General features: G+C 53.8%; 19 protein-coding genes. 11 read left to right on the top strand and 8 right to left on the bottom strand.

Features of this window, described 5'->3' with window-relative positions:
• A partial coding sequence (locus VE954_RS27195; RefSeq protein WP_324958813.1) for a hypothetical protein occupies positions 1-322 on the top strand: 322 nt, incomplete at its 5' end.
• Positions 323-584: 262 nt separating this feature from the next.
• Here VE954_RS27195 and VE954_RS27190 read toward each other — a convergent pair.
• Genes VE954_RS27190 through VE954_RS27175 form a run of 4 tightly spaced genes read right to left on the bottom strand, consistent with a single transcriptional unit; the run spans position 585 to position 4,121 of the window.
• A complete protein-coding gene (locus tag VE954_RS27190; RefSeq protein WP_324958811.1) occupies positions 585-1,562 on the bottom strand; it encodes a fumarylacetoacetate hydrolase family protein in 978 nt (325 codons plus the stop codon).
• 21 nt (positions 1,563-1,583) lie between these two features.
• Complete coding sequence (locus tag VE954_RS27185) at positions 1,584-2,285, bottom strand: pseudouridine synthase (RefSeq protein ID WP_324958809.1); 702 nt, start codon at positions 2,283-2,285, stop codon at positions 1,584-1,586.
• A complete protein-coding gene (gene scpB / locus VE954_RS27180; RefSeq protein ID WP_324958807.1) occupies positions 2,221-3,300 on the bottom strand; it encodes an SMC-Scp complex subunit ScpB in 1,080 nt (359 codons plus the stop codon). The genes VE954_RS27185 and scpB overlap by 65 nt, the downstream gene beginning before the upstream one ends.
• 2 nt (positions 3,301-3,302) lie before the next feature.
• Positions 3,303-4,121, bottom strand: coding sequence for a segregation and condensation protein A (locus VE954_RS27175; protein WP_324958805.1), 819 nt, complete (start codon positions 4,119-4,121; stop codon positions 3,303-3,305).
• 178 nt (positions 4,122-4,299) lie between these two features.
• Between VE954_RS27175 and VE954_RS27170 the strand changes: the two genes are divergently transcribed.
• The 3 genes from VE954_RS27170 (at position 4,300) to queA (ending at position 8,672) form a co-directional block, all read left to right on the top strand.
• Entirely contained in the window at positions 4,300-6,327 is a 2,028-nt protein-coding gene (locus VE954_RS27170) for a hypothetical protein (protein ID WP_324958803.1), read from the top strand.
• Positions 6,328-6,408: 81 nt separating this feature from the next.
• Entirely contained in the window at positions 6,409-7,476 is a 1,068-nt protein-coding gene (locus VE954_RS27165; protein ID WP_324958802.1) for a M14 family zinc carboxypeptidase, read from the top strand.
• Positions 7,477-7,562: 86 nt separating this feature from the next.
• Complete coding sequence (gene queA, locus VE954_RS27160) at positions 7,563-8,672, top strand: tRNA preQ1(34) S-adenosylmethionine ribosyltransferase-isomerase QueA (RefSeq protein ID WP_324958800.1); 1,110 nt, start codon at positions 7,563-7,565, stop codon at positions 8,670-8,672.
• On the opposite strand, the gene VE954_RS27155 is transcribed toward queA, so the two are convergent.
• Positions 8,669-9,235: a hypothetical protein gene (locus VE954_RS27155; RefSeq protein WP_324958798.1), complete on the bottom strand. Its 567-nt coding sequence runs from the start codon at positions 9,233-9,235 to the stop codon at positions 8,669-8,671. The two genes, queA and VE954_RS27155, sit on opposite strands and share 4 nt — an antisense overlap.
• Positions 9,236-9,346: 111 nt before the next feature.
• A complete protein-coding gene (locus VE954_RS27150; RefSeq protein ID WP_324958796.1) occupies positions 9,347-11,803 on the bottom strand; it encodes an ATP-dependent Clp protease ATP-binding subunit in 2,457 nt (818 codons plus the stop codon).
• A gap of 126 nt (positions 11,804-11,929) precedes the next feature.
• Here VE954_RS27150 and VE954_RS27145 point away from each other — a divergent pair, with 126 nt between their 5' ends.
• Positions 11,930-12,580 (top strand): HAD family hydrolase, encoded by a 651-nt coding sequence (locus VE954_RS27145; protein WP_324958794.1) that lies wholly within the window; start codon positions 11,930-11,932, stop codon positions 12,578-12,580.
• Positions 12,581-12,592: 12 nt separating this feature from the next.
• Here VE954_RS27145 and VE954_RS27140 read toward each other — a convergent pair whose 3' ends face one another.
• Together VE954_RS27140 and VE954_RS27135 are read right to left on the bottom strand one after the other, a co-directional pair.
• The gene (locus VE954_RS27140; protein WP_324958792.1) at positions 12,593-13,399 is read right to left on the bottom strand and encodes a DUF3050 domain-containing protein; all 807 of its coding nucleotides are present in this window, start codon (positions 13,397-13,399) and stop codon (positions 12,593-12,595) included.
• Positions 13,400-13,533: 134 nt separating this feature from the next.
• Entirely contained in the window at positions 13,534-14,667 is a 1,134-nt protein-coding gene (locus VE954_RS27135; protein WP_324958790.1) for a glycosyltransferase family 9 protein, read from the bottom strand.
• Positions 14,668-14,722: 55 nt separating this feature from the next.
• Here VE954_RS27135 and VE954_RS27130 point away from each other — a divergent pair, with 55 nt between their 5' ends.
• From VE954_RS27130 to VE954_RS27105, 6 genes are all read left to right on the top strand, one after another.
• On the top strand, positions 14,723-15,640 hold the full coding sequence (locus VE954_RS27130) for an LD-carboxypeptidase (protein ID WP_324958788.1): 918 nt from the start codon (positions 14,723-14,725) through the stop codon (positions 15,638-15,640).
• A 9-nt stretch (positions 15,641-15,649) separates the two neighbouring features.
• Positions 15,650-17,116 (top strand): UDP-N-acetylmuramate--L-alanine ligase, encoded by a 1,467-nt coding sequence (locus tag VE954_RS27125; protein ID WP_324958786.1) that lies wholly within the window; start codon positions 15,650-15,652, stop codon positions 17,114-17,116.
• Positions 17,117-17,325: 209 nt separating this feature from the next.
• Positions 17,326-17,832 carry a peptidoglycan-associated lipoprotein Pal gene (gene pal / locus VE954_RS27120; protein WP_324958784.1) on the top strand — a complete coding sequence of 169 codons (507 nt, stop codon included), beginning with the start codon at positions 17,326-17,328 and terminating at the stop codon, positions 17,830-17,832.
• A gap of 203 nt (positions 17,833-18,035) precedes the next feature.
• Entirely contained in the window at positions 18,036-19,601 is a 1,566-nt protein-coding gene (gene rny / locus VE954_RS27115; RefSeq protein ID WP_324958782.1) for a ribonuclease Y, read from the top strand.
• Entirely contained in the window at positions 19,598-20,434 is an 837-nt protein-coding gene (locus tag VE954_RS27110) for a TIGR00282 family metallophosphoesterase (protein WP_324958780.1), read from the top strand. Before rny ends, VE954_RS27110 begins: the two co-directional genes overlap by 4 nt.
• 132 nt (positions 20,435-20,566) lie before the next feature.
• Positions 20,567-22,135: a hypothetical protein gene (locus VE954_RS27105; protein ID WP_324958778.1), complete on the top strand. Its 1,569-nt coding sequence runs from the start codon at positions 20,567-20,569 to the stop codon at positions 22,133-22,135.
• Positions 22,136-22,373 lie beyond the last annotated feature (238 nt).

Raw genomic sequence — 22,373 nt, 5'->3', positions numbered from 1 at the left:
CGACACACTTTCGGCCTTTCTCGGCTGCTTCACTGAAAACAGGGCTGTGAAAAAAGGCCGCAAGGAAATCATAATCTCCTCGCTGGATCTGGCAGCAGCCAGATCGGCTGCGACAGGACATCAAACCTTGTCCTTTTCCGGTAGCCTGTCAGCGGGAACGTCCTCAGAGAATCTCAAAGGTGAACGCATGAGCAGGAGTCGGGAAGTGACGTCTTCCCTGGAGAGATCGGGAAAAAGGCCGAGTAAGCCTCCGCAAGAGCCCTGGTGCCCGACCGGCCAGGGAAGCGCTGAACGCCCGAAGGCCAGGAATCTCCATCCATAGCCCCTGGCTTGGGTGGAGAGGTTTAATGTTCAACTCTCACCAAATGGAAGAATGGGGCCGGCCTTATCCCTTATACAGATAGTTATTGCCTCAAGGACAAGCTACCAAAATTAATATTTGAATTTGAGGATAGGCAGGATACTGCACAAAGTCGCGCGAGCTTTTGGTTTGAGAAAGGCCAGCTTCCTCTACCAAAAGACGCGGCATAAAGTAAGGCGGGGCGCTGCCCCGCGAGATGCGAAGCAGCAAGCATGTTCCACACTTACAGGGGAACTACTTTCTGATCAATACGACCGAAGATACTTTTATTAGCAGTATCAAACATCTCAATTTCCACCCGATCCCCATGCTGCAGGAACGGTGTGGTCATGGTTCCGTTGTCGATTTTTTCGATCATCCGGACTTCAGCCAGGCATGACGAGCCGCGGCTGCGATCTTCATTGGATACGGTCCCACTCCCGATAATGGTACCCGCAGTATAGGCGCGCGTTTTGGTGATATGCGCAATCAGATCATGGAAAGAAAAATGCATTTCCGGACCGGCGTTGGGATCACCAAAGAGTTTGCCATTCAGCCATGTCTTAAGCGGAAGATGCACACGGCCTTCTTTCCAGGCGGGGCCGAGTTCATCCGGCGTGACCGCAAACGGCGAGAAGGCTGAGGCCGGCTTCGATTGGAAAAAGCCGAAACCTTTTTCCAGTTCGGCAGGAATAAGGTTGCGCAGTGACACATCATTCACCAGCACCACGAGGCGAATATATTTTTCGGCCTGAGCTTTGGTTGTGCCCTGCGGCGTGTCGGCAAGAATCACCGCGACTTCGGATTCAAAATCGCAGCCCCAGGCGATATCCGCGAGAGGAATATTATCCGTGGGTCCCAGAAAAATGCCAGAGCCACCCTGATAAATCAGGGGATCGGTTCGCAAGGTTTCCGGGGGCTGGGCGCCGCGCGCTTTACGCACTAGCACCACGTGATTGATATAGGCGGAGCCATCAATCCATTCGTAGGCACGGGGCAGCGGGGAATGCCAGGTTTGATCGGAGGTCCTGGAGCCAAGCTGCAGGTCCTTCTCGATCATGTCAGCCGTTTTTTGCAAATGCGGCTGAGTCTCATCCCAGTGATCCAAAGCATCCTGCAATGTCGTCACATCAGGCCCGGCCGGCAGACAGCGCTGCAGGTCCCGGCTGACAACCATGAGTTCTCCATCGCGCGTTCCGTTGTCGCGTGTGCCGAATTTCATGAAACCCCTCCCGTGAATTTTTCATTCCGATCGCAAAATTCCGTCTTTCAATCCAACAGCCTGCTTGAGCGACAGAATCTCCTGAGATGTGAGCTGGCGGTATTCGCCGGGCTTCAAACTTTCAGGCAGATGCAGATCGCCATAACTGTAGCGCATGAGGCGGATGACTTTATTGTCCAAATGTTCAAAAAGACGTCGCACCAAGCGATTCCGGCCCTCGCGGACCGTCATCATATAACAGGCGCCTCGGCTTTGTCCCATATCAACAGTCTGAACAAAGTGCAAATCCACGCCCTGGGTTTGTCCGTCATCGAGGGTGATGCCCTTGCGAAGTTTGGCTTCATCTTCTTCGGTCAGACGTCGATGCGCAATCACCTGGTAGGTTCGCGGCACTTTGAAACTGGGATGGGTCAAACGATGAACGAGTTCACCATCGTTGGAGAGAAGTAAAAGACCCTCGGTGCGATAATCGAGGCGGCCGACAGGATAAAGCAAAAATTTAACCTGGCGCAAGGAAGGCAAATCGAAAATGGTGGACTTGCCCTCTTCGCGAGCGCGGCTGGTTAAACAAAGATCAGGCTTATTCAGCATCCAGTAAACAAGCGGCGGGCGTTCAGAAACAAGGCGGCCGTCGACCGACACCTGATCCTGGTCAGGATCAATCCTCGTCCCGAGTTCTTTCACGATCCTGCCGTTGATCGAGATCCTCCCCTCCGTCAGCATCCTCTCCGCCTCCCGGCGTGAGGCCAGGCCCAGTTGGGAAAGCCACTTCTGTATCCGGATCAACTTGTCCTCGCTCATCGTCGTCAAAACCTTTCGCATCAAAACGGGCACCGACTCGCGGCGGCTCCGTGGATGCGGCCGGTTCGTCGTCCTGCAATTCAAGCTGCTCTATTACCTGAAAATCAGGCCTAATGTCAGCAAAATCGCCCGTTCCGGCGGTTTCAACCAGTCCTTCCGACACAGTAGGCATTTCGGCCTCAGGATCATCCATAAATTCATCCACATCGACCTCTTCACCCAGATCGAGTCGACTTTCCGCTTCCGCCATGGTTTCGGGTGCCGGCTGAAAGGCCGAGAGCGGCGGCATATCATCGAGGCTATTGATACGGAACACCCGCAAAAATTCGGGACTGGTCCCGAACATCATCGGCCGGCCTGAATCCTCCTTGCGGCCCACACAGCTGATAAGCTCGCGGTCCAGCAGGTTTTTGATAATACTGCCAGCATCGACACCACGAATCGCTTCAATATCGGCCCGGGTCACCGGCTGCCGATAGGCTATAATGGATAGGGTTTCCAAGGCGGCGCGTGATAAGGGCCTTTGCCTTGCCGAGAACATGCGCTCCATTAAAGGAGCGGCCGCGGGCACGGTGCGAAATTGATAACCGACACCCTTTTCATGCTCCAATCGAAAGCCGCCGTTGCGTTCCCGATACAGACGCATCAGGTTTTGAATCACGCGTTCAATTTCAGTCCCGTCCCCGGGATCGCCGTTTTCATCCTGTAAGATTTCAGCGACATCCTGCACGGAAAAAGGTTTGGGAGCTGCAAACAGGATGGCTTCCACCTGGCCTTCGAGCGTCAGGGCTTCATCCCAGCGCATCAGTCCATCGCGGGCGTCACCCGTGTGACCCGTTTCCAGAATCAATTCCGGAGCCGCCGGCGCCTCGTCATCGGCCTCGGTTTCTGGGAAGTCCTCGTCTTCAAAAAGACCTTCGGGCTTCGGATCATCCATGGTCATACTCCATCCATTTCAGGCGGTTCAGCCAAACGAGGCTTGTCGATAGGACCCATCTGCAAAGGCAACTGCGTGGCATCAAGGTCGCTGCGATACAGCCAGAGGGGCCCGTTCAGTTCCTCCTGGTACACCTTGATGGTGCCAGCTTTGGCAAGCTCGAGCGTGGCCAGAATATAAACGACCAATTCATAGCGCGACTGAAAAGTTTTATAGAAGCCCTGAAACAAGGCAAAATTCACGTTATCCATGATCCGCGCCAGTTCAGTGATCTTTTCCTCGACCGTCACCTGGTGAGTCTTGGCTTCGTGACGTGCCGCAGGCTTGCGTTCCGCCAAATCCCGCAGCATCTGTTCGTAGAGCACGACCAGGGCTGCGGCGTCCCCAATCAGCGGCGCCTCAATGGATTCATAGACAGGGGTGAGCCGCTGCCATTCCATCGAGGAGCGGATTTGCACACCGAACTGGGGCTTGACGGCCAGATAGCCCGCAACTTTTTTAAAGGTTTCATACTGAAGCAGGCGTTCCTGCAGGTTATAGCGGGGATCATCCTCGCTCAGAAGGCCGCTTTCATCCTGACTTTCCTGGCCAGGAAGGAGCATTTTGGTTTTGATTTCGATCAGCGTCGCGGCCATTTCGATAAATTCGCCGGCATCGGCCAAATCATCGTAGCGCAGGATGCGCAGATACGCGAGGTACTGCTGGGTCAGCTTGAAGATATCGATATTGAAGATATCGATTTCATTCACCCGGATCAGGTGCAAAAGAAGGTCAAGTGGCCCTTCGAATTGCTCAAGTTTTAGGTAATACTGCGTCGTCATGCCCTGAGTCCCTGGCGCTTGCGTTGAGCCGGTCTAAACAATCTGGAGATTCTAGCGAAAAGCTGCGACTTTGGATAGCACTCGAGAGGGATGCGCCGTGGGACGGATCCCAGCCGCATTTGGCCGTTTACAGCCGACGCCTGGGCTGGCATAAGCTGCAGATCCGGGAGGATGACGCATGAAAGATCTTAAAAAAAACCTGCCACTGTCCACGGACGCTCTGCGCGCCTCCTATGGAACCGCCAATCTTTTGCCCATCGAATTTTTTAAACTGCAGGCGGATGCCTTACGGGACTTGATTTCTGGGCCTGTTGTTCGCACCTTTCTCTCGAGTGGAACGACGCGCGCCGATCGCTCGCAAAGTCATTTTTCAAAAGCTGGACTCGAAACCTATCGGCGCAATTCTGTGGCCGCGTTTCAGAATATTTTGCGGCATTTCTTTGCGGAACCTCTCCATGTTCCTGGTTTGAGTTTGATTCCAGACATCGAAACATGGCCGGATTCGAGTCTTGCGCAGATGGTGCATTGGATTGGTGAGGAGCATGAACTGCAGTACTGGGACGGCCTGGGGCAGGTTCCTGACCGGCCTGTCTGGGTCTTTGGCACCGCCTTTCATTTTGTGAATCTTGCCGATGACGGCGTGCATCTGCAGTTGCCCCAAGGCAGCATCGTGATTGAAACCGGTGGGACCAAGGGACGTTCGCGTTCGGTCACCCGGGAAGAACTCTATACTTTGATCCAGGAGCATCTGGGAGTATCGCGCAATCATATCGTCAGTGAATACGGCATGTGCGAGCTGTCCAGCCAGGCCTATGATTTTGTAGAGAGTCCGGACGCGCCGGAGCTGACTTTGCAGGAACGCTGGTTTCGATTTCCGTCCACCATTTCCGTGAGTGTTCGGGATCGCTGCAGTCGATCGCAAACTGCCGGTGAAGGCACACTCGTGGTGCACGATACCTGGCGGATTGACTACCCATGGCCGATTCGAACTGAGGATATGGCGCTGGTCCGTGAGGATGGAGCGTTTCAACTGCTTGGCCGCGTTCCCATGAGCCCTTTAAAAGGCTGTTCCATGCTGGCGGAAAACATTGCGGGTGAACGTAAAATCGAAACTTCGCCCGCAGCGGGTCGCCTTCTGACAGCGCCTCTCTCCCCGGACCGCGCGGAGCATGTGCATCGACTCACCCGGATCCTTCTCGATGATCAGGAGTTTTGGAATCTCTGGCGCACGGAACTTTATGAGACGCAAGCGGCCCTCTGGCTGCGTGATGATCTGCAGCATAGTCTGCCGGCTACGCCTCAGGATTGGATACAGGCGGCAACCCTCGCTCGCGGTGGGGAATGCCCCGCACGCTGGTTGATCATTCCACCGGAAAGTCACAACTTCGCCTGGCTATATCCCATTTTTTTGGGAACCATGCTTGGCCTTGAGCTCTATCTCAGGGCCAGGACGCATGATCCGCTTGTGCAAAGGGTGCAAAAACTCCTGGCGCCTCTCGGCGGCTTTTCCATTTGGGAGGCTCCTCAACGCATTGGAGTGGATCCGATGCCAGAGGTTGATGCCGTGATGATTTTTGGATCCGATGAAACCCTCGCCGCGGTCAGGGCTGTGTGTCCGGTTCCCGTCCAAGGATTTGGGACCTCGCTTGCGGTGTCCCTCATGTATCAGAAGGGTGATGCTGAAAAGCTTTGGAAGGATGCCTTCAGTCTTCTGCAAAAAGGCTGTATGTCGAGTCGTGTGCTCTTTCTTCTGCAGGATGCATCCACCGAACCGTTCCAGCAGGCATTTGTACACACTCTCCACCACGCATCTCAGCCCGTGGGGGAGCTGCCACTCGGAATGGATCTGGCTTTGGAGCATGCCGCTTTTAGACTACGCTGCCAGGGCCGGATTCTACAGCCACGCCCCGGTCCAGGCGCACCGCTGCTTTTGCTGCAAACGTTCGATCCGCAAAAAAATCTGGCCGATGTCTTGCTGGATCGCGCGATGAGCCTTAGTCTTGTCATGGTCCCAAAATTTCTTTGGGCTGCCTTTGCAGAATGGTTGCCGGCTCAGAAAAACCTCCATAAGATCGCGGTTCACAGCCAGGATCATCTGCCGATAACCCTGGATGGGCGGCGTTTCGAACTCGCCCTAGCCGGCAATGCCAATGCTCCTGCCTGGAATGGACGGCATCAAAATCGTCCTGTTTTCAGTCTTGGGTGAAGATTATGAGGCAGGACAGGTATAATAAAAGTAACGCGGGACGCCGGTGTTTCCCTGCTCGAAGCAAAAGGACTGGAACGTATGAAAAGATGGGGTCTGATTTGGTTTGCGGCAGGAAGCCTGGGCCTGACGAGCTTCGGTTTTGCGCATCCCCCGGAATATTCGGCCATCCTCAGTCGAGCCTTTATTAAATCCGGATCCATCAACCCGGAAAACCATCGCGAATTCCGCCTGGAAGAATCCCAGCAGGATGTCGAGGTTGCAAAATTCTGTAAGCAGCTCGGCTTGCAGTTTGGCAAGTTTGGATGGGAAGCGGATCCCTGCGGCGCTGTGAAATGGCAGGCAAGCATTCAAACCGTGGAAAAACGTCCCCTGCTTTACGCCTCGTTTGGCAAAGGCAAGGATGTCACCCTCCTTCTGAGCGCCGTGCACCCCAATGAAGTGACGCCTGTGCCGATGGGGTTTCGTCTGGCCCGACATCTCCTGGCCCATCCGGATCTGCTGAAAGCCGATCAACGTGTGGTCATTGCTCCGCTGATCAATCCGGATGGATTTTTTGTGGACAAACCAATCCGCACCAACGCGCGCGGCGTGGATCCCAATCGCAATTTCTTCACGCTGGACTGGTATGAAAAATCCCTGAGCTGGTGGCAGTCGGGTCGTAACAAGAATTTGGCCTATTTTCCTGGTCACTTTCCCAATTCAGAAATTGAAACGATCTTTCAGGTGCGATTGATCGATGATTTTCAGCCGGATAAAATCCTGTCGATTCATGCGCCTTTGGGCTTTCTCGATTACGATGGACCGGGTGATCAAAAGCCCAGCACTTTGACCCCGACCGAAACCCAGGCCCGGATGCTGGCGGCCGCTATATCGAAAAAGGCGAACAATTATCGAGTTGTGGATTATTCCTTCTATCCCGGCTCGCTCGGCAACTTTGCCGGGAATGAACGGCATATTCCGACCGTAACGCTGGAATTGAAGACGACTGACCCTAAAAAAGTGGATGAATATTGGGGCCAATTCCTGCCTGGAATGCTGGGAGCCATCGAATATCCGTTCAAAAAATCCGTCGAAGCCAAGCTCAATACTTTCAAATTCTATAGTCATTATGAGCCCTTGGCTATTAAGCCCAAGGATCGGACCTGAGCCGAACGAGCCCTTGTGATCCGGCCTTTTTAATGCCATATTCTCGATCCTAATTCCGGCTTTTTCGCCGTATTTTGCGAGAGAATATGGATCCGTCCCCACTCCATCTTGAAGATTTTCGCTACGAGCTGCCCGAACGTTTGATCGCGCAAACACCGCTGAGTGATCGCGGTGGGTCGCGGCTTTTGGTGCGTAAGGCGGATGGCACACTGCAACACAGCATGTTTCGACATCTGCCCGAGCAACTGCCGGCGGGAACTCTTTTGCTTTATAACGACAGCCGTGTGCTGCCGGGACGACTTCTGGGTCATACGCCCCATGGCGGCAAACTGGAATTGATGCTGCTGCGGCCCTTGAGTGGACCCGGTCATCGCTGGGAAGCGTTGGGTCGTCCCCTGCGCAAACTGCATGAGGGTTTATCCATTCAGCTGGCTTCGGGTTGTGTGGCCACGATTGAGCGGCGACATCAGGATGCGGCGCAGCCTTATTTGGAAGTGTCGTTTAATCTGGAGCATGAAGCTTTTTTTGATTGGATGGAAAAGGAAGGCTACATTCCTTTGCCGCCTTATATTGCCAGGCCGGACGCCATCAGCGCTCCTGAAAGTCCTGACCGTGACCGTTATCAAACGATTTATGCCAATGAACGGGGATCGGTGGCCGCACCGACGGCCGGTTTGCATTTTGATGCCGGGATGTGGGATGCCTTGCGTGAAGCCGGTATCCAAACAGCGCCGGTGACCCTGCATGTGGGTGGCGGCACGTTCCTGCCTGTGAAGACCAATGATCTCGATGCCCATGTTATGCATCGCGAGACCTATCGATTGAGTCGCCAAACATTTGCGGCGATGGAAAAGGCTTTGGCGGAAAAGAGGCCGATTGTAGCGGTAGGAACCACGACCCTGCGCTGTCTGGAATCCTTTGCGCAGCGTATGCGGGTTGAAGGTGCGGATTCCCTTGTGGATCAGTGGCAGGATACGCAGCTCTTTTTATACCCGCGGCATCGCGAGGATCGCTATCGACCCTGGGCTGTATCGGGATTAATGACCAACTTTCATCAGCCGGAGAGTTCACTGCTCATGCTGGTGTCGGCGCTGCTGGGTTATGAGAATATGCAGAAGGTTTACCGTGAAGCCGTGGCTCAGGAATATCGCTTCCTGAGTTACGGGGATACGAGTCTGCTTTGGTTGCCGGATTAACGGGTGCCGTTCATTTCCATAAGCTTCACTAGCATCTGCAGGTCCTCGACCTGTTGCTTAAGCTGGGAAAGCTGGGAATCCTTCAGCTTCAGCTGGGCTTCCATACTCTGCAGACGCAGCTGAAAGCTTTCCTGAAGATGGCGTTCAATCGAGTTGATGCGGGTCACACTGTGCTCACAGAACTGCAGGAGAGCCTGTGAATCGACCAGCGTGTTATCATATTTTTGCAAATTATTGCTAAGATTCCCTGGCAACGTTCGAAACGTGGCACCGGGCCGTGGCGTCTGCATTGCATTCATCGCGGCCTCGTCCCTTATCACAGGCGCGGGAACAGGAGCAGGTGCCGGAGCCGGCATCACAGGCGCCGGTTCAACGGACTGCCTTGCTTCGGCCGCAGCAAATTCTGCAGCTTCCGCGGCCGTGCCCGGACCTACCGGGATATAATATTTGCCTTCCTTTAAAACCGCCTGAAGACGTCCGGTCTTGATTCGACGACGGACAGTCATATCAGAAACGGCAAAGGTTCGTGCGTACTCCACTATGGAAAGCCACTGCTCAGCCATAGAACCCTCATGCGCAAACTGGTTTTTGCTGACTTTCTCAGTCTAACGCGCCCAGAACCAGTGTAAAAGTCAGCCAAATCCTTGACGCAGAGGGGGCTCGGGCTGTTGCCGTCACGGCTTCCGACGCAACTCAATCTTCGCATCGTTATCGGCCCAGCCGACGGCGGCAACCTTCGGTCCTTCCACGCGTTCCCTGATCAGAAGGCTGGCAATCGGGTTTTCGATTTTCTCTTCCATCTTGCGTTTCAAAGGCCTGGCTCCGTAATTTTTGGTATCGATGCTCTGCACCAATCCATTGCGGACGGCATCAGTGACCTGGAGTTCGACTTGCAAGCGGCCGAGGCGTTTGCTCAGGTCGGTCAGCATAATTTCAACGATCTCGCGGAACTGCTCGCTGTCGAGACGGTTGAAGATGATGATCTCGTCCAGGCGGTTGATGAATTCAGGGCGGAGGAAACCTTTGACGATTTTAAAGATTTCCTTGGTCTCCTCATCCTTCGACCATTCATTCACCTGCGCCCCGATGCCGATCGGTGTGCGGCGGTCGGACATGACTTCCGAGCCGATGTTGGAGGTGCCGATAATCACGCAATTAGCGAAACTCACCCGCTGCCCTTCCGAATCAGTCAGCCACCCTTCATCAAGGATCTGCAGAAGAATATTGAATACGTCCGGGTGGGCTTTTTCGAATTCATCGAAGAGCACCACCGAATACGGCTGGCGTTTGACCTTTTCCGTGAGCTGCCCGCCTTCACCGTAACCCACATAACCCGGTGGTGAGCCGATCAGTTTGCTCACATCATGCTTGGCCATGTATTCAGACATATCGATGCGAATGATGCGGTTCTCATCGTCCATGATCTCGGCGGCAATCGCTTTCGCCAGCTCGGTCTTGCCCACCCCGGTGGGGCCCAGAAAGAGAAAGGAGGCGATGGGCACGTTGGGACGCCGCAGACCGGCCCGGTTCCGGCGGATGGCGTTCGAGACCGAACGGATCGCATGGTTCTGACCGATGACGCGTTTTTGTAAATGCTCTTCCAGATTCAGGAGCTTTTCGATTTCGGTGGCCACCATCTTATTCAGGGGGATGCCGGTTTTTTTGCTGATAACCGTCGCCACCGCCTCGCGGTCCACGCTGCGATCTTCCTGCCCCCTTTCCTTTTGGAACTCTTCCTTCCTCTGTTCCATTTCAGTTTCCAGTTGGACGAGTTCCATTTGAAAGCGCGACATCTGCTCAAAATCCTGGGCATTGAAAGCCTTGGATTTGGCTTCCGACAGCTCCTGCCGCCGCTTTTCCAGTTTTCGTAATTCGGGCGGCGTATAGATAACCTTGAGACGTTTGACGGCTCCTGCTTCATCAATCAGATCGATCGCTTTATCGGGTAGACTGCGATCCTGGATATAGCGATGGGACAGTTCAGCGGCAGCGATCATGGCATCATCCGTGTAATTAACCTGGTGATGCTCTTCATATTTCGGTTGAATGCCCTTGAGGATTTTAATGGTATCCTCGACGCTGGGCTCTTCCACACGGACCGCTTCAAAGCGTCGGGCCAGCGCCTTATCAGACTCGATATACTGTTTATACTCGCGGTTGGTTGTGGCGCCGATACACTGGAGCTGACCCCGGGCCAGAGCCGGCTTCAGCATGTTGGATGCATCCAGTGCGCCCGACGCACGACCGGCGCCCACCACGGTATGGATCTCGTCGATAAAGAGAATAATTTCTCCTGATGCGGCGACCACTTCATCGCGGATATTTTTGAGACGTTCTTCAAACTCGCCCTGCATTTTCGCACCCGCAAGCAGTGTGGCGATTTCAAGGGAGAGAATGCGCTTGTTCAGCAGATACTCAGGGACATCCGCTGCCGCGATCCGGTTCGCCAGACCTTCGGCGATGACGGTTTTACCGACACCAGGTTCACCTACGAGCAGGGGGTTATTCTTTTTCCGCCGCGAAAGGATCTGAATCACGCGCTCAATTTCTGCATCACGGCCGATGACGGGATCGAGCTCGCCCTTGCGGGCCAGGATTGTCAGATCAGTGGTATACTCATCCAGCGCGCTCTGCCGGGATTCCTCTTCACGATCGGTGATCTTATGATTGCCGCGGATCTGATCCAGAACGCGGGCGCACTCTTCATAACGAAGATTCACTTCATCCAGAATGCGCGACGTGCCCGGCACAGTGCGATCAAAACAGGCTAAAAATAGAGCTCCGGTGGAAATATAACTGTCGCCCATGCGACGCCGCTCGCGATCGGCGGCCTCAAAAAGATTTTCCACATCCTTGGTCATACGGATCTGTCCGACCTGCCCCTGACTGAACTGCGGCAGCTCGTTGATGGAAGCCATGGCTCGGTCCACCATTTCAGAACGCAATTCGCCGGCGTCGCGATCGAGTTCGTTGATGATCTTGACGACGATCGAATCCTTTTGATCGAGCAACGCCATCAGCAGACCTTCGGCTCCCACCACAGCCTTACGCTGGTTGGCATATTCCATCAGAGCGGCTTGGAGCGCCTCCGTGACTTTGACAGTTGATATCTTCAGCAATCGTTGAACCATGCTGGCCTCCGGCTTGGAACAGGTTGCGCCCCCAAACGGGGGCCGGGAACTCGTTGCACTATATCATTGCCTGAGGCGCGTGGGACTTCTATATTCGGCTACGGCTAAAACGTCAGAGGTAATTCTATGGACTTTCGCGCGGCCCTTTTTGACTTCGACGGGGTGATCGTCAACAGCACGCCGACGCACCTGAAAGGCTGGCAGTCAGCCTATTGGGGCATGTTCAAACAGGACCTGGAACCCGAGACTCTGCAAAGTCTGGTGGGCCGTTCGACCGCCGCGATCGGCCGAATACTGGCCGAACGCAGCGGCTATCCTGCGGCCAAACCGGAGTTGATTCGCCGCAAGCAGATTCATGTCTTTGATAATCTGGATACGATTGAATTGATCGAGGGAGCGCGGGAGTTTCTGGAGGAACTGCGTAAAAGATCCATACCGTATGGCATTGTCAGCAATGCGCCGCGAGATTTTATCGGAGCTGCGATTGCAAAGCACCAGCTGCCTGTGCCGTTTTTTCTTGGGCTCGATGATTATCACCGCCCCAAACCCGATGCGGAACCTTACGTCAAAGGAGCTGTGAAACTCGGTTTTCCCTTCACAGCGCATGGCAGCATTTTGGTTTTTGAAGACAGCACCCACGGCATTGAAGCCGCGATTGCTGCGCATATGATACCCATCGGTATCTGCTCGCAGCATGCGCCCGAGATTCTATTCAACGCAGGAGCCCAGCTTTGCTTCGAGCATATGCGCGAAGCCGCCAGGATTTTGCCTTCTTAAGGGTTTGAAAGGTCAGATGCCGATATTCGAAACCAGCCGCAGAGCCGGCGCTGGTTTTTTCTTTTTGATCGGCGCGGGCAGTGTTTCGAGTTGTTCGCTCAGGTAATTCCAAAGCTCCACTCGATTTTTCATGGCTTCTTCCGCGGCGTTTTCCGCTTCCGTGCTCATCTTCTCATCGTTATTACAAAGAATTTCCACAAGGCGTCCGCTCGCGGAAAATCCGGGTCGCTTCAAGCCTTCAATGTGGCGTTCAAAATAATCGAGGAGACGACCGATCTTGACGTTATTTCCGAGCTGGCCGAGACGGAGCAGGAAGGCATCCGGAATGAAGGGTTCGCCTTCATAGAAAAGTGCCGCAGCTTTTTCGTGCAGAGGCGCTTGGGAGAAGCGGCTCATTTTTCGAGCATAACGGCTGACCGCAGCGGGGAAGCGAGCGTGCTTGAGGGCTGTCTGCCAGCTTTGACCGGAATCCTGCAGATCAAAGAAGCTGACGATCGGCGTGATGTTCGCGCCGAGATCCTGCATGGCTTCCAGATAAATTTCGAAGTGACTCAGGAGGGAACCATCCTGCTGCTCCTCGACTTCCTCTTCCAGAATCATTTCGGAAACCAGGCGAATGGCTTCCTTTTGGGATTGGGAATTGAGGGGATGGATCAGGCTTGTCAGCTCCTGATGAATTTCTCTTAACAGAAAATTGTAAGACCACACGCAAATGACGTGATGCTCGACAAACAAACGCAGGGATTGTTCATCATTCACGCGTTCATAGAGCTTATGATTATCCAAAATTTGGAAATATCGCTCAGTGATGAAAGACATGGATTCAATCCTCCTGAAGGGGGATAGGCAGATAAGCTACCAACTATGGTCGTGAGGTCATAATTAAATTATACGGGAAGGTTGAACGGGCGAATAGGCCCGTGCCCAAGACTGGGCGGATTCCCGTCGAATCTTTAACTTTTCGGTAGGATATGTTGATTCATCAATTCGGCTGTTGCGGCCAGTATACGTTCGACGCTGACCTGGTCATAACATTTAACCGGCTTGTCGCAGGATTTTTTCCAGCAAGGCGAACAGCTTACATCCGATTGTAATTTCACGCCACGATCGTAGAGATCGATTTCCTGAATGCAGCTCACGCCGAACCATGCGATCGATGGTTTTTTCAAACCGATGGCGATATGCAAACCAAGCGAGCAGGCTGACAGCACCATGTCGGCCGTATTCATCCACAGCACACCCGATCGAAGGCCCTCGGTTGTCGGTGTATTTAAAACCAAAGAATCATTTATAAAAGCTTCCTTCATGAGCCGTTGACGATCGGTGTCTTCGGGACCACCGAGCAACGCAACAGCAAACTCAGGATAAGCCTGGCGCCAGGCGCGAATCAATTCGATCGAACGTTCGACCGTGAATTTCTTATAGGGAAAGAGCAAAGAACAGCCCGTGTTGTAGCCGATGATGCCTTTCGCTTTTCCACCGATCAAAATTTTAAGGCGACGTCGGGTTTCCTCTTCCTCGGCGGCTGACAGCTGAAGAATGTAAGGATCACGTTGCCAGTCCAGCGCCATGGTTTCGGTAATCTGCTGGGTCTCGGTTTTCTGATTGATAAAGAATTTCAATTCATCATTCAGCCCAACATCATATTGATACGCGGCCTCAGGATTCAGAGGCACGATCACCCCATTCGCATCAAGACCAAACCCGCGCTTTTCCTTTGCCTGCAAGCGCTGAGCGATGGCTCCTGCTTCCAGGGATTTATCGACCGCCAGCAGCAAATCAAATTGCAGATGCCAGGCCGTGTTGATCGCCGCGGTGTCGGCCAGCAGGATGCGATCGATATAAGGATTATTGTCGAGCAAGGCTTTGGTGTTTTTCAGGGTGATCCAGGTGATATGACTGTTTGGATACCGACGTTTGATCGCCGGCAGAAGACAGGTCGTGCGTAGCACAGCGCCCATGGCTTCCAGACTGAGAATGCAGATCCGTTCTTTCACGGGATCATGGTGCGGACATCCAGCGCAGTCACGTTTATGGACGCAGGGCTTGTATCCGGAAAACAATCGACAGTCAAATTTGTATGCCATAGACCTATCCTGAGCTGCTATAGTGCTGGAATAATAACATTTCTCGCGGGATCCCATGCCGACCAAGGACCACGCCCACATCCGAATCATCAGCCCTGCCGGACGCTTTCAAGCCGAGTTGCTCGATACGCGTCTGAAAGAACTGGAAGGCCTTGGCCTTGCGCTGAGCTATCATAAAGTCAGCCCGGATCCAACATGGCCCTTCACCGCGGGCAGCCGTTTGGATCGGCTGGACCAGTTGCAGAACGCACTGCGTGCGCCTGACGTTAAGTATCTCATGAGCGTTCGCGGCGGCTATGGTGTGTCTGACCTTCTTGACGGCATTAACTGGGACCTTTACCGCGCGATGAAACCGAAGGCGGTCATTGGATTCTCCGATATTTCCGCGCTCCACTCAGCATTTTATACCAAGTTAGGTTGGAATAGCATTCATGGACCTATGCCCGCCACAGATCTTTGGCGTAAGCACGGGGACGATGACGTGCGCGCCTTGCTGGATCTTCTCCAGGGCAAGCGGCAGGAGATTGAACTCCCGCTCCTCTTTGAAGGCAAGGGTCTGCCCCCGCGCGTGCAAGGCCCAGCCTTTGGTGGCTGTCTGTCGGTTCTCACGAATCTGATCGGCACACCCTATTTTCCCAAATCGCTCGATGATCATATCCTTTATTGGGAGGATATCGGCGAACACCCCGCTCGCGTCATGCGTTTTGTCAATCAGTGGCAGCAAAGCGGGGCTTTAAAAGGCGTTCGGGGTATTATCCTGGGTCGCTTTGTCGGCAGTGAAGTGGAAGGTATGTGCACCGAAGCGCAGATGCGCGAGACTTTGGTGCAGCGCTTGAATATTCCCGTCTGGTTTTGCCCGCTCTTTGGTCACTGCTCGCCCAACTGGCCCCTGCCAGTCGGTTGGCCGGTGGAAGTGGACGGTGATCGCCTGCGATGGAATTTGGAACCACGAATCGGATTTATCAACAGCTAGGAGGATCCCTTGACAACACAATTGCAACCGGGCGATGCCGTATATTTTATGGGAATTGGCGGCACGGGTATGGCTGCTGTGGCTGGACTGGCCCAGGAAGCGGGTTTTAAAGTCACTGGCAGCGACGCGAATATTTATCCTCCCATGTCCACCATGCTCGAGGAGCTTGGCATTCACGTCTACACGCCTTATTCCGCCGAGAACCTGGCCAAGGCCAATCCTAAGCTCGTGATCGTGGCCAATGCCTTGTCCCGCGGTCATGTGGAACTCGAAGCCCTGCTGAGCGGCTCGATCAAATACACCAGTTTTCCGGCATTTTTGGGCGAAAATTTTCTGCACAAAAGAGCCAGTGTGGTCGTGACGGGAACCCATGGGAAAACCACAACGACTTCGATCATGGCCTGCGTGTGCCGCGATCTGGGCTGGGACCCAGGTTATTTGATCGGCGGCATTCCCCGGGATTTGCCGCAGGGTTTTTCGCTGGGCCGTGGCAATATTTTTGCCATTGAAGGCGATGAATACGATACCGCGTTCTTTGACAAGGATTCCAAATTTCTTCATTACCGGCCGAAGTATGTGATCCTCAATAATATAGAGTTTGATCACGCCGACATTTTCAAAGATCTGGCTGCGATTGAAGCGCAATTCACCAAAATGCTCGCCCTGGTCAGCGATCCTTCCAAAATTGTAGCCAATATCGATGACCCGGGTGTGGCGAGTTTGCTGACTCGTTTGAAGCTGATCGACAAGGTCACCACCGTCGCGACCCTCGGCAAAAGCACCAACGCCAAAGTGAAGCTCTTGAAGCTTGAAGCGCCGGCCTCGGGTAAAGATGACCACTGGAAAATTACCGTTCAGACAGCCGACGGGCAAAAGCGTGAAGTCATGACTCAGTTGGCTGGTCCCCACAATGCAGCGAACGTCTGCCAGGTCCTGGCCTGCCTGGAACTCATACAGGCTGCGGGCGACGCACCCCGCGTGGAATTCGCTCAGATTGCCCAAGCGATGCAGAAATTTTCCGGTGTGAAACGCCGATTGGATCGCCTGGCGAGTGTGCGAAATATCGATGTTTTCGAAGATTTTGCGCACCATCCCACGGCCGTCAAAGCCGTACTGGAATCCATGCGTACGCTGTATCCCAATCGTCGCCTGATCGTCGCCTTTGAACCGAAGAATGCCACCAGCCGGCGCAATGTTTTCGTCAAGGAATTCGCAAAATCTCTCAGCGTGGCCGATCGAGTCTTTATCGGCGCGTGTCCTGTTGATCAACGTATTCCCGCCGACCAAAGGATGAATACGGCGGAGATGGCCCAACTGATCGGGGAAAGCGCCCAGGCTTTCGGCGACAATGAAGATTTACTCGAATCATTGGTGGCTCAGGCTAAACCCAATGATGCCATAATTTTCATGTCGAGCAGCAGCTTCTCGGGTATTCAATATCGATTGGGTGAACGTCTGGGCCACCCGAGCGCCTAGGACTTCACCCAAGTGATTTGGCCGCGCAAAAAACGACGATGCCCTGATTTCTTCTGAAAATCCCACCTCCCCTTCCCTCGAGGGGGAGAAACACCGCCTTTTCAGCGAAATCCAGGTTGCATTTTTTACTCTCCTGTGATTACGATTACCCCTCGTTATTGGCGACATTTGAGGTGTTCGAATATTTTCATATATCAGGAGAAGACAGGATGATTCTCAAGACTCGCAAACCCTGGGCTGCTGTGGCGATGGCTTTGGCCATTGGTCTGGTTGGTTGCTCGGACGACAAGAAACCAGAAGAAGTAGTTGCCCCAGCTCCAGCCGAGACTCCCGCAACTCCCCCTGAGCCAGCCACTGGTGGTTCGGCTGCTTCGGCTGCGGAAGTGACCACGCCTGTTTACTTTGCTTTTGACGACTATTCGCTCAACAGCGAAGGCCAGGGTCAATTGAACAAGCTCGGCGAATTCCTGAAGGGCAGCGGTCGCGCTGTGGTTCAAATCGAAGGTCACACCGACGAGCGCGGCTCGGTTGAGTATAACCTCGCTCTGGGCCAGCGCCGTGCACAATCGGCCAAGAACTATCTCGTTCAATTGGGAATCGACGCCAGCCGTCTGCCGACCATGAGCTATGGCGAAGAGAAGCCATCCGTGGAAGGCCATGACGAATCCGCTTGGGCGAAAAACCGCCGCGACGAATTCGTTCTGTCCAATCCCTAACGCTTCATGACCTCTGAGTCCTGGACTCAGAGGTCAGGCCCTGCCTGATCCCCCGCCATTTGCCCCAGAAATCAGCCAACCGCAGCACTGCGTTGCATTCTTTGCAGTCTCGGGCTACCATCACAAGTTCATTCGACTAGCACGTGGTTCCCGTAGCGAGTCCCGCTCTATTCTGGCTCTATTCTGTCTGGAGGCCCCTCACAGTGGATACTGCAATTATTATAGCCGTCCTGGTTGCAGCGATATTCGTCAGTTTTGTCGCGTTTATTGCTCTGAATAAGAAGAATTTCAAGAAAGCTTTTGAAGCAGCCCAAGCCGATTCCGAACGAATTCTCGAAGAAGCGCACCGTGAAAAGGAGCGCATTGTTCAGGAAGCCCACAACGAAGTGAAGCAGGAGGCCAAAACGCGCCGCCTTCAGTTCGAGCAAGAAGCGAAAAAGCGCCGCAGTGAATTGGCCAAGTTGGAAGGCAAGGTCAAGGGCCGCGAGGAGCTGCTGGAAAAGAAACTCAGTCAGCTCGAGAAAAAAGAGCAGGATCTTGAAAAAATGACTGGCCACCTGAATCAGGAAGAGGAGCGCCTGAAGCAGCTGATTCGCGAGAGTGAAAAGGTTGTTGAAGACAGCCGCAAAACCCTGGAAACGATTGCTAATTTGTCCCAGGAAGAAGCCCGTCGCGAATTGATTTCGTCGCTGGAAGTGGAAGCCAAAAACCAGGCCCGTGAGAGCCTGAAGAAGATTGAAGAGGACACCAAACTCGAAGGCGAGCGGATTGCCCGATCCATGGTCAGCCTTGCTGTACAACGGGTCTCTTCAGAATATGTGAACGATTCCACGGTGACCGTGGTCGGTCTGCCCTCGGATGAAATGAAAGGCCGCATCATCGGTCGCGAAGGTCGGAACATCCGCGCTATCGAGCAGGCAACCGGGGTTGACCTCATCATCGACGACACCCCCGAAGCTGTGATCATCTCCTGCTTCAATCCCATCCGCCGCGAAATCGCCAATATCTCCCTGCAAAGACTGATCGCCGATGGCCGCATTCACCCCGCGCGCATCGAAGAAACAGTGAAAAAAGTCACCGAGGAATTTGATCAGATTATCCAGGAAAATGGTGAGCAGGCTGCCTTTGATACTGGCATTACCGATCTGCATCCTGAACTTTTGCGTTACCTCGGTAAACTCAAGTATCGAACAGCTGGCGCGCAAACCGTTTTGCAACATGCCGTGGAAGTCGCCCACATCTGTGGAATCATGGCCGGAGAAATGGGCCTGAACGTGAAGAAGGCCAAGCGCGTTGGACTTCTGCATGATATCGGCAAAGCCGTCGATCAGGAAACGGAAGGCCACCATTCCAAAATCGGTGCCGACCTTTGCGTGAAATACAATGAGCCCACGGAAGTTGTCGATGCGGTGCTGAATCACCATAACGAAGATCTCAACTATGCCTATCCTTTGACCGTGGTCGTCCAGGCTGCCAACGTTCTTTCCGAACGTCGACCTGGCGCCCGCCGTGAAGTTTTGGAAACATATATCAAGCGTCTGCAGGATATGGAAAGCCTCGTGAATTCCATCCGCGGCATCCAGGAATCCTATGTAATCCAGGCTGGACGTGAAGTTCGTGCGCTGGTCACACCTACTGGTGTCAGCGATAGCGAAGTCATCGACATCGCCAATGAAATTGCTCTCCGTCTGCGTAAGGAAATGACCTTCCCCGGCCAGGTGAAAGTTATCGTACTCCGCGAGAGCAAATACGCTGAATTCGCCAAATGACGATTAAAGTCCTCGCCATAGGCGACGTCATTGGTAAACCAGGTCGTCGCTGCCTCAGTAAGCTCCTGCCTTTGGCCCGCGAGCGTTTTCAACCGGACATTGTGATCTGTAACGGGGAAAATGCAGCGGGAGGCTTCGGCCTGACCAAGAAAATCTATAATCAGTTCGTTGACAATTTCGGCATCGATTGCATCACCATGGGCAACCACTGGCACGATAAGCCGGAAATTCACAGCTTCGCGCCGCAGGCGGAACGCCTCGTGCTGCCGGCGAATATGATGAACGTCGATCGCATCGAAGCCGCCTATCGGGTTTTGAAAAGCCGATCGGGCCATAGCTTTGCCGTCATCAATCTGATCGGTCGCGCCTTCATGCATCCCGACAATCGCGATTTTTTCACCCCAGTGGATACCATCCTCAGTCAACTGCCGGCTCAGTGTAAAATCCGGATCGTTGATTTTCATGCTGAAGCCACCAGTGAAAAGCAGGGGATCGGTCACTTTTTGAAAGGCCGCGCATCCCTGGTGTATGGAACCCACAGTCATGTGCCGACGGCGGACGAACGCATCCTCGGTGGCTTCACCGGATATACGACCGATATTGGCATGACAGGTCCATATGACTCTGTCATTGGCATCAGGACAGAAGCCGCTTTGCAGCGCATGCAGACGGGTGAAAAACGTCGATTTGAACCTGCCACTCATGACCTCTGGCTCTGCTTTATCCTCGCCGAAATAGACCCCTCAACAGGTCGCTGCGTTGCCATGCAGCGGCATCGCTGGGAATGGGAGCTTATGAAAGACCAAATCACAGGTTCCGACGAGGATGAGTAGGCTCGCCAAGCGCCCGGCATTCGTGTTATGAAGTTGGGTCAACCCCATCGTATTGGGGTATCATCCGGATGACACCAGGGCTGCGCCCCTTTGGGGTCGAAGTCGCAATACCTTTTGAAGGAAGAATACAGCATGCAACGAGGATCCTTCATCCTGGGCAGTTTCGGTCTTGCCGGTGCCCTCATCAGTGGTTCCGCTTCTGCAATTTTTGTGGACGGCCACGGTTACTACAGCCTGCGTGGCGAAACCCGTACAAAACCAGAATATCAAGCCGGTTCCAGCACGTTCCAAGCGGTTGACCAATTCTTCCGTCTTGATACCGAACTCCGGGTGAACGACAAATCCAGCGTTTTCATGGAATTCAAAGTTTTCGATGACGAACGTGAAGCCTTCCTTGGTGATAAGGCGAGACCTCAGCCTTGTCCATCCGGAGCCACACCGGCTGCACCGGGAACGGACTGCGTGATGGAACATCAGAACAGCGGCGAGCCCCGCTACCAGCCCTATATGCCGAAGGTCACCAAACTCTATGCAAAGTATGCGATGGATTACTGTCTTCTGACAGCCGGTCGTCGCGGTCGGCAATGGGGTATGGGCGTTTTGCTTGATGACGGCACGCGTCCTTTCACCACCGATGCCAGCGTGTTCGATGGTGTGACCTGCGATATCAACATTCAAAAATCGCAGACACTGGGTTTCTCGGTTGGTTATGACAAGATCGCGGAAACCGGCGCTTCGATTCTTTCGAGTGGCGTGTCGGCTGACACTTACGGTCCCACCAACAATGGTGATGACCTGGATCAGTTTTTCCTGACCATTGAATACAATGATCATCGCGCTAACGCCGGCAAAGGTTTTTCCAAACAGATCGGCATCTACTTCGCGAACGTGGTCGGTGGTGACAACAACCGCACCGATTTAAAGGTCGCTGACCTTTACCTGAACTTCCAGATGCAGGACCTTGTGCTGCAGAATGAAGCCGTGTTCCGCCTCGGTCGTTCCGCGGCTCCAAGCTGGTCGCTGCTTGGCGGCGCGCGCACTCTGGATATCGATGACAAAGTTGCGAACGATCTTCAATCCATCGCCCTCGCGGGTTCGATTGAATATTACCTGTCGCGTTCCGGCGCTTACCTGGGACCGAAGGAATACAATCAGGGTAATGCCACCTCGCATTCCATCTTTGCCGGTTATGCCTATGCGCCTGGTGATGCCGATGGCTACCTGCCCGAATATGCTTCGGCCGATCAACCGGTCAGTGATCGCGATAAAAAGGTCACGGCATTTGCATTCCATCCGAACTTCAAGCCTGCGCTCCTGCTCTTCAACGGCCGCAAAAAGAGTGACGACCTGCGCGTCGACGGTGTGTTTGACCCCTATCGCGTGATGAACGCCACGGTTTTCAACGCGGGTTACCGTTACCAAAGCGTTGAAAATGGCAACTTCGAAGCCAAATTTGTGACCGCTAAATTGAATGAATCCATGTCGACCGCAATGCAGGAAGCCGGCAGAAAGGGTGTCGGCTACAACGGTGATTCGCTGGGTTTTGAAGTGGATCTGTCCTATACCCGCAGCCTCGGCAAGGAACTGGAATTCGGTTTTGCCGGTGCCATTGGTTTGCCTGGCACCGGCTGGGAAACTGGCGCCGAAAGCAAAACCGAGAGCAGCTATCTTCTGCAATCGCACGCGACCTTCAATTTCTGATTCATGCTCGAAACTTCAGCCAGATCGCTGGCTGGAGTTTTCCCCCAGCCGCCCCATCCCGGATTTCCTCGCACAATCCCTTCTTTTTTCCTTATAATGAAAAAGTTCCAGCCTGCATCCCTGATGCGCCCACACGAGCGGAGAAAGCCTATGCATCACAGCGAATGGCCAGCCCTGCAACGTCTTGATTTATCCTATACACTGCCCTTTTTATCCGCCTGCGCCGCGTCCCTGGTGG

Source organism: Oligoflexus sp. (genome assembly GCF_035638955.1).
Taxonomy (GTDB): domain Bacteria; phylum Bdellovibrionota_B; class Oligoflexia; order Oligoflexales; family Oligoflexaceae; genus Oligoflexus.
Note: the sequence above shows the minus strand (reverse complement) of the source record. Positions and strands in the feature narration are given on the sequence as shown.

What these genes read in the sequence shown, in the direction of transcription:
- VE954_RS27175 (WP_324958805.1), bottom strand. Translation starts at nt 4,121, where the DNA reads ATGACGACGCAGTATTACCTAAAACTTGAGCAATTCGAAGGGCCACTT.
- VE954_RS27105 (WP_324958778.1), top strand. Translation starts at nt 20,567, where the DNA reads ATGCAACGAGGATCCTTCATCCTGGGCAGTTTCGGTCTTGCCGGTGCC.
- pal (WP_324958784.1), top strand. Translation starts at nt 17,326, where the DNA reads ATGATTCTCAAGACTCGCAAACCCTGGGCTGCTGTGGCGATGGCTTTG.
- queA (WP_324958800.1), top strand. Translation starts at nt 7,563, where the DNA reads ATGGATCCGTCCCCACTCCATCTTGAAGATTTTCGCTACGAGCTGCCC.
- VE954_RS27135 (WP_324958790.1), bottom strand. Translation starts at nt 14,667, where the DNA reads ATGGCATACAAATTTGACTGTCGATTGTTTTCCGGATACAAGCCCTGC.
- VE954_RS27190 (WP_324958811.1), bottom strand. Translation starts at nt 1,562, where the DNA reads ATGAAATTCGGCACACGCGACAACGGAACGCGCGATGGAGAACTCATG.
- VE954_RS27150 (WP_324958796.1), bottom strand. Translation starts at nt 11,803, where the DNA reads ATGGTTCAACGATTGCTGAAGATATCAACTGTCAAAGTCACGGAGGCG.
- VE954_RS27140 (WP_324958792.1), bottom strand. Translation starts at nt 13,399, where the DNA reads ATGTCTTTCATCACTGAGCGATATTTCCAAATTTTGGATAATCATAAG.
- scpB (WP_324958807.1), bottom strand. Translation starts at nt 3,300, where the DNA reads ATGGATGATCCGAAGCCCGAAGGTCTTTTTGAAGACGAGGACTTCCCA.
- VE954_RS27185 (WP_324958809.1), bottom strand. Translation starts at nt 2,285, where the DNA reads ATGCTGACGGAGGGGAGGATCTCGATCAACGGCAGGATCGTGAAAGAA.
- VE954_RS27155 (WP_324958798.1), bottom strand. Translation starts at nt 9,235, where the DNA reads ATGGCTGAGCAGTGGCTTTCCATAGTGGAGTACGCACGAACCTTTGCC.
- VE954_RS27145 (WP_324958794.1), top strand. Translation starts at nt 11,930, where the DNA reads ATGGACTTTCGCGCGGCCCTTTTTGACTTCGACGGGGTGATCGTCAAC.
- VE954_RS27110 (WP_324958780.1), top strand. Translation starts at nt 19,598, where the DNA reads ATGACGATTAAAGTCCTCGCCATAGGCGACGTCATTGGTAAACCAGGT.
- VE954_RS27170 (WP_324958803.1), top strand. Translation starts at nt 4,300, where the DNA reads ATGAAAGATCTTAAAAAAAACCTGCCACTGTCCACGGACGCTCTGCGC.
- VE954_RS27165 (WP_324958802.1), top strand. Translation starts at nt 6,409, where the DNA reads ATGAAAAGATGGGGTCTGATTTGGTTTGCGGCAGGAAGCCTGGGCCTG.
- VE954_RS27130 (WP_324958788.1), top strand. Translation starts at nt 14,723, where the DNA reads ATGCCGACCAAGGACCACGCCCACATCCGAATCATCAGCCCTGCCGGA.